General features: G+C 66.3%; 5 protein-coding genes. 3 read left to right on the forward strand and 2 right to left on the reverse strand.

What is annotated here, in order from left to right:
- Window positions 1-247: 247 nt before the first annotated feature.
- Window positions 248-1,888, reverse strand: coding sequence for a bifunctional phosphoribosylaminoimidazolecarboxamide formyltransferase/IMP cyclohydrolase (purH, locus tag I2E26_RS07700; protein ID WP_195420267.1), 1,641 nt, complete (start codon window positions 1,886-1,888; stop codon window positions 248-250).
- 235 nt (window positions 1,889-2,123) lie between these two features.
- Between purH and I2E26_RS07705 the strand changes: the two genes are divergently transcribed.
- Window positions 2,124-2,759, forward strand: a complete 636-nt coding sequence (locus I2E26_RS07705) for a GNAT family N-acetyltransferase (RefSeq protein WP_195420268.1) — start codon at window positions 2,124-2,126, stop codon at window positions 2,757-2,759.
- Window positions 2,760-2,974: 215 nt separating this feature from the next.
- Here the strand turns inward: I2E26_RS07705 and I2E26_RS07710 are convergent, their stop codons facing one another.
- On the reverse strand, window positions 2,975-4,876 hold the full coding sequence (locus I2E26_RS07710) for a DUF2207 domain-containing protein (protein ID WP_195420269.1): 1,902 nt from the start codon (window positions 4,874-4,876) through the stop codon (window positions 2,975-2,977).
- A 142-nt stretch (window positions 4,877-5,018) separates the two neighbouring features.
- Here I2E26_RS07710 and I2E26_RS07715 point away from each other — a divergent pair, with 142 nt between their 5' ends.
- Together I2E26_RS07715 and gluQRS are read left to right on the forward strand one after the other, a co-directional pair.
- The gene (locus I2E26_RS07715) at window positions 5,019-5,537 is read left to right on the forward strand and encodes a ferritin (RefSeq protein ID WP_147588450.1); all 519 of its coding nucleotides are present in this window, start codon (window positions 5,019-5,021) and stop codon (window positions 5,535-5,537) included.
- A gap of 103 nt (window positions 5,538-5,640) precedes the next feature.
- Window positions 5,641-6,630, forward strand: coding sequence for a tRNA glutamyl-Q(34) synthetase GluQRS (gene gluQRS, locus I2E26_RS07720; RefSeq protein ID WP_195420270.1), 990 nt, complete (start codon window positions 5,641-5,643; stop codon window positions 6,628-6,630).
- Window positions 6,631-6,925 lie beyond the last annotated feature (295 nt).

Below are 6,925 nucleotides of genomic sequence, written 5' to 3' on the forward strand. Positions count from 1 at the left end.
CGAGAGCGGGGCGGGCGACCGAAGGCATACGCGAGAGCGGGGCGGGCGACCGAAGGCATACGCGAGAGCGGGGCGGGGGCGCGCACACCCCAAGGTGGCGCGCCCCCGCTTGAACGGCACGGTATATCGGAGTCCACAGGACCCAAGGCTTTCCCAGGTGCCGCAGACCGCCCTGAAACACAGGGAAGGATGCCTCCGCGCGCCGACCGACGACCGAGAGGCGAGGCGCGGCGCCCGGAGAAACGGACTAGTGGCGGAAGTGGCGGGTGCCCGTAAACACCATCGCGATGCCGTGGTCGTCGCACGCCTGGATGGACTCGTCGTCGCGCACAGAGCCGCCGGGCTGGATGATGGCAGTCACGCCATGAGCGGCCAGAACGTCCACGTTATCGCGGAACGGGAAGAAGGCGTCGCTCGCGCAGGCAAAACCGCCGGCCTCCATGCCCATGCGCTCGCAGGCCTCCTCGGCGCGCTGGCATGCCAGCAGCGCGGAGTCCACGCGATTGGGCTGGCCGGGACCCATGCCGATACCGGCGTGGTCCTTGGCGATAAGGATGGCGTTGCTCTTCACGGTCTTGCAGACGCGCCAAGCGAAGATGAGGTCTTCCATCTCGGCGTCCGTGGGCTTGCGCATCGTGGGGAAGGTGAAGGTCGAGGGATCCTCCTCGACCGTGTCCACGCTCTGGACGAGCAGGCCGCCGTCCACGGTGCGGGCCTCGAGCTGGGCATGGCCCTCGGCGCCGCCGGTTGCCAGCACGCGCAGGTTGGGGCGCTTCTCCAGGCGAGCCAGCGCCTCGGGCGTGAAGGACGGGGCGATGAGAACCTCGACGAAGAGCTTGTCGCGGTCGGCGAAGTGCTCGACGAGCGACAGCGGAACCTCGCGGTTCACGGCGACGATACCGCCGAAGGCGCTCTTGGGATCGCACGCATAGGCGCGGTCGTAAGCCTCGGTCACATCGTCGGCGGCGGCGGAGCCGCAAGGGTTCTGGTGCTTCAGGATCACGACCGCGGGCTCATCGAACTCGCGCACGGCGTTCCAGGCGGCGTCGGCGTCGAGGAAGTTGTTGTACGACAGCGGCTTGCCCTGCACCTGCTCGGCGCCCACCAGCGGGCTGCCCGAAGAGGCAAGGGTACCGAAGCCGTCGGTGAAGCGGTACACGGCGGCCGTCTGATGCGGGTTCTCGCCGTAGCGCAGGTCCTGGCTCTTCTCGAGGTGGAGCTGCAGCGCCGCGGGCGGCACGAAGGAGGCGCCGTCCTCGCCGTTCACCTTGGCGTCCTCGGCGGTCAGGTAGGTGTTGAGCCACGTGGAGATGGCGGTGTCGTAAGCGGCGGTGCGGGTATAGACCTTCGCGGCCAGGCGACGGCGCGTGCCCAGCGTGGTGCAGCCGGCGTGAACGGACATCTCGGCCAGCACGGAGGCGTAATCGGCCGGGTCGCACACCACGGTGACGGAGTCGTTATTCTTTGCGGCGGAGCGCAGCATGGAGGGACCGCCGATATCGATGTGCTCGATGGCGTCGACGAACGTGACGTCGGGCGCGGCCACGGTCTTCTCGAACTCATAAAGGTTCACGCAGACGAGGTCGATGAGCTCGATGCCGTGCTTCACGGCCTCGGCCATGTGCTCCTCGGAATCGCGACGGCACAGCAGGCCACCGTGGACCTTGGGATGGAGGGTCTTCACGCGACCGTCCATCATCTCGGGGAAGCCCGTGAACTCCTCGATGGGGGTGACGGAGATGCCCGCCTCTTCCAGCACGCGTGCCGTGCCGCCCGTCGAGATGATCTGGACGCCGTACTCGTCTGCCAGCGAACGGGCGAACTCGACGATGCCCGTCTTGTCCGTCACCGAGATCAGCGCGCGCGAGATCTTCCTATCTGTGCCCATGCAGCACTCCTCCTTCATGTGTCGAGCCGCGGCGGCAGGCTCCCGCGCGGCCTCATATACATCTTTCTAATGTAGCGCAAACGCGCGCATGCGTTCACACCAGCCCTGCCTTTTTGAAGAAAATGCCGAGACTCGATGGGCGTTCCGCGAAGAATTCGCGGGGAGCCTGTGGTGACATACGGACACCATATATCGGGACGCCGCGCGTGGTAGAAACCTAGTAAAGGAGGCACGCATGGTATCACGCGTTATCTACAGACCGTTCGAAGAGGGCGATTTCGATGCCCTTGCCGCGATCATGCAGGCAACATGGCATTCGGAGACCCCGAACGACGAATACAACAAGCTCGAGGCCACGTACGACCTCGCCCACGCGCTTTCGATCTCGAGCTTCTCTCAGGTCGTGCTGGTGGACGGTGAACCGCGCGGCGTCGTCTTGGCGCGCGCAGCCAGCGACCGCCTTCCCTACGCCGCCGCCTGGGACCACGCCAAGGAGGATATCCTGCAGCAGATGTGGGCCATCGACAAGCGTGCCACGGCGGGCTACCTCGCCTTCCTTAAGAACGAGGAGCGCGTCAACGGCCGTTTGCTCGAGCAGAGCGGCATCTCCGGCTCAGACCAGATCACCCTGCTCGCGGTAAGCAAGACCACGCGCGGCATGGGCATCGGCAGCATCTTGCTCGACGCGGCCGCATCCTACATATCGTCGCGCGGCGCAAAAGGCGCCTTCCTCTACACCGATACGGACTGCTCGTGGAAGTTCTACGAGCGCCGCGGCCTCAAGCGGGCTGCGGAGTATCGCGCGACGCGCGAGGAGCGCAAGCTGCTTCCGCGCGAAATGTATCTGTACGGACTCGACCTTTCCGCCTAGGGCCCTGCCGGCATCTTGAGGGCAGCTTGATGCTGGCGATACGCGGCCTTCCTTGGCGTACAGGCATACGCGGATAGCATCCCCGCATGAAAAAGGCCCCGCACGGGGCCTTTTTCATGTCGCGACGACGAGGGGGGCGGGGAAGCCGCCGGCCGCTCCGGCCGGGATATGCCGCGAACACGGGCGTGCCCGCGGCATGAGTCCGCAACGACCAGCTAGAAGGTGCCGCCCCCGCCGCCGCCCGTGCCGCCGCCCCCGCCGCCGGAGAAGCCGCCGCCAAAGCCGGCACCCGAGCTATTGGCGCTCTCGGCGACCTGCGCGACCGTCTCTCGGTACGCGTGGTCAAGGCTGCTGGTGGGCGACCCCAAGCGCCCGTGCGGATAGCACCACCAATACACCGGATAGATATAGCCGGTCGCATCGTCGCCGCGCACGTCGCGCGGGACCGCATCCGCCAGCTCGCGCAGGACCTCATCGGACACGCCGAAAGCGACGGCCATCACCAAGAGCTTGTTCCACAACACGACGTCGCCCGGCACGGCCTCGCCCAGATTGGTGAAATCCTCGAGCCAGCGCTTCAGCGCCCGGCAACGCTCGCGCAGCTCGACCGCCTCGGGCTCGAAGCACTTCGTCTGCGCCACCACGATCACCGAGCTGACGAGCATGGCAGCCGATGCCAGGAACACGAACACGGAGGTAAGCTCCATGAGCAGCGAGAACAGGAGGGATGCAAGGCCGAGCGCGAACGCCGCGCCCACCATGCCTATCTCATAGGCGGGCGGCACCGAGCTCGTAAGGTTGCGCACCTCGAGCTGCGCGGCAACCGTGGCCTTGAAATCATCGAGCGCGCTCGTCCCCTCGTCGCCGTCGTCCACCAACAGGGCCTGATCGAAAGCGATGGTGTCGCCGTTGGCGGGATTCGCGCCGAAGTAGAGCGCCACGGCGTCCTGGTCCACCGGATTGTCGATGCGCTCCAGCGCCTTCAGGGTGAGCGTGTAGCTCTCGACTTGCTTCGTGCCGAGCAGGCCCTTCTTCTCGCGCGTCTCGGACGCAAGGGCCACCACGCCGTCATCGGTCAACTTCATGAGGGTGGCCACGAACGCGCGCGGCTCAACCGACCCGTCGGCCATAAACGCGGAAAGCACCGCGGGATGATCCGCAGAAGGGACGTCGCGGAAATACTCCTCCGCGCATACGGGCGCAGGGCTGGCATACTTCTTGAAGCGGCCCCACAGCGCCACCGCCAGCAACACCGCGCCACCTCCCAGCTGCGCAGACGCAGCGAGAGCGGATTCGATACGCGCCCGCTCGCGGCGCGCGTTGGCCTCGTCGGCCCAGGCCTGCTCCTCATCCAGCACGGTCTGGAGACGCGCCTCGCCCGAAGCGGCAAGGCCCGGCACCCAGGCAGCGGGAAACACGATGCGGGCCTCGGCAAACTCTCCCGGGGCCACACGCGGCATCTTGTAGTTCACGATGACGTTGCCGCGCGCGATGTCGACGGCACCGTCCAGCGGTCCATGGCCCCATGCGCGCACCTGCGCGTCGGCCTCGGGACCGCCAACAGCCCCCTCGTCGCCTTCGAAGCCCACGGCAAGCGACACGTTCTCGGAAGGCTCGTCCCACTCCGGACCGACGAACTTCCAATACAGCTCGGCCGTATCCGACCAGGCCATCACCGCGCCGGGCAGCACGTAATCGATGGCGACCGTAAGCTCATCGCCCTCCTCGCGCGGCGCGAACACCTTGAGGGTCGTCTCGTCGTCGGAGGCGTCGACCGTATAGGCCCCGGCGTCCCCGTTATGCGCGGCGGACACCAGGCTGTAGGGTTGCAGCGAACCGTCTTCCGCCACCTCCGACACCGCCTCTAGCGATGGCGATCCCGCGACGCCCTGCGCGTTTTCATCGTGCGGTATCGTCCAGAACACGCCGTTCGCATCGTCTTCGAACGAGAACGTGCGCCGTTCGCTCACATAGAGGTCACCGTTGCGCATGACGACGGCAAAGATGCTCGTCTGCGGCATCTCGGCGGCGGCAAGCGCGGTTGCGGGAAGCGCGCAAAGACAGCAGGCAAGCGCGACGAACGCGGCCCAGACGCGCACCAGGGAAACGTGCTTCATGGGGATCCTCTCCTCGGAAAAAAGCAGTGCGCCCATTGTACTCGTTCGCGGCGGCCATCCCGTGCACGCCGCGAACGGCGCGAGTATACTCGTAGGCAAGCGCATCCGCGCTAAGCCGGGCGTATTCGAGAGGGATGAGAAGATGGCAATCAATCAGAAGGTGGCCGAGGTTTTGGAGAAGCAGATCAACGCCGAGCTGTATTCCGCATACCTATACATGACCTTTGCCGACTACTACGACGACCGCGGCCTGAAGGGCTTCGCCAACTGGTACATGATCCAGACGAAGGAAGAGGCCAGCCACGCGCTCGCCATCCGCCGCTACCTGCTCGACAACGACTACAAGCCCACGATGCAGGCGATCGCGCAGCCCGACCTGTCGTTCGACAACGACCTGGCGCCGCTCGAGGCGGGCCTGGCCCACGAGGAGTACATCACGGGGCTCATCCACCGTTGCTACGAGACGGCGCTCGAGGTACACGACATCCGCGCGATGCAGATGCTCGACTGGTTCGTGAAGGAGCAGGGCGAGGAGGAGGCCAACGCGCGCGAGATGGTCTCGAACATGAAGCTCTTCGGTAGCGACCCCAAGGGCCTCTACGACCTGGACCGCGAGTACCAGGCGCGCGTGTACACGCCGCAGACCGCGCTGCCCATGTAGGGCGCATCGCGCATATCGCACCGCATACGGGTGGGACGCGACACGAAACCGGCCGCGTCCCAGCCGTTTCCCATGGATGGGCAGGAGTTTGGAGAACGATTCGATGACCGGCACGATTACCGCAGCGCACATCACGGACGGCGAGCCCGCGCGCCCGACCGTGACGGGGCGCTTTGCCCCCTCGCCCTCCGGCCGCATGCACCTGGGCAACGTCTACGCCGCGCTCATGGCGTGGCTTTCCGTGCGCAGCCAGGGCGGGCGCATGGTGCTGCGCATCGAGGACCTCGACGACCGCTGCCGTCGAGGCAGATGGGACGCCCTGCTTATCGAGGACCTGGAATGGCTCGGGCTCGACTGGGACGAGGGCCCCGTCTACCAGAGCGACCGGCTGGATCGCTACGAGCGCGCCTTCGAAGCGCTGCGCGCGCAAGGCCTGCTCTATCCGTGCTTCTGCTCACGCGCCGAGCTCCATGCGGCCAGCGCGCCCCACGCAAGCGACGGCACGCCCATCTACGCGGGAACCTGCCGCGGGCTATCGGCGGAAGACGTCGCACGACGGCGGGCGGAGCGCCCGGGCGCCTGGCGCCTACGGGTGCCGAGCGCGGATGACCCGCGCGGCGACGTCGCATTTACCGACCGCGTGTACGGCCCGCAGCACGAGACGCTTGCGCGCGACTGCGGCGACTTCCTGGTGCGGCGCAGCGATGGTGTCTTTGCCTACCAACTCGCCGTGTGCGTCGACGACGCCGAGATGGGCGCGAACGAAGTGGTGCGCGGGCGCGACCTGCTGGGGTCGAGCGCGCGCCAGATGTACCTGCAAGACTTGCTGGACCTCCCCCATCCCGCATACGCGCACGTGCCGCTGCTTGTCACCGCGGACGGCAGGCGCCTCTCCAAGCGCGAGCGGGACTGCGATCTGGGCGAGCTGCGAGCGCGCTTCGGCACGCCCGAAGCGCTGCTGGGCATGGTGGCGCACGCAGCGGGCATCGCGCCCGACGCACGTCCGCGCAGCGCGGGCGACCTCGTGGAACTCTTCAGCTGGGAGGCCGTGCGCCGGCATCCCGCGAACCTGGTGGTGGACGGACCGCGATAGCCGATGCCCGCGACAGGCCGACACCGAGCCCATCGCGGGCAGGCGCCCAGGTGAATCCCGCTCCTATACACAAAAAGGCGAGCACCCGTATGGATGCTCGCCTTTCATCCTGCGAACTCGCAACTCATTCGATATCCATCCATCTGACTCATCACGCGCGGAGCATGCGCATATAGATTATCGATAATAAAAAAAGCTCCCCGAAGGGAGCTTTAAGATTCAACTGGTGCGGCGTACAGGATTCGAACCTGTGACGTTCTGATTCGTAGTCAGACCCTCTATCCAGCTGAGGTAA

Source organism: Collinsella sp. D33t1_170424_A12, assembly GCF_015554865.1.
Taxonomy (GTDB): domain Bacteria; phylum Actinomycetota; class Coriobacteriia; order Coriobacteriales; family Coriobacteriaceae; genus Collinsella.

What these genes read in the sequence shown, in the direction of transcription:
- purH (WP_195420267.1), bottom strand. Translation starts at nt 1,888, where the DNA reads ATGGGCACAGATAGGAAGATCTCGCGCGCGCTGATCTCGGTGACGGAC.
- I2E26_RS07705 (WP_195420268.1), top strand. Translation starts at nt 2,124, where the DNA reads ATGGTATCACGCGTTATCTACAGACCGTTCGAAGAGGGCGATTTCGAT.
- I2E26_RS07710 (WP_195420269.1), bottom strand. Translation starts at nt 4,876, where the DNA reads ATGAAGCACGTTTCCCTGGTGCGCGTCTGGGCCGCGTTCGTCGCGCTT.
- I2E26_RS07715 (WP_147588450.1), top strand. Translation starts at nt 5,019, where the DNA reads ATGGCAATCAATCAGAAGGTGGCCGAGGTTTTGGAGAAGCAGATCAAC.
- gluQRS (WP_195420270.1), top strand. Translation starts at nt 5,641, where the DNA reads ATGACCGGCACGATTACCGCAGCGCACATCACGGACGGCGAGCCCGCG.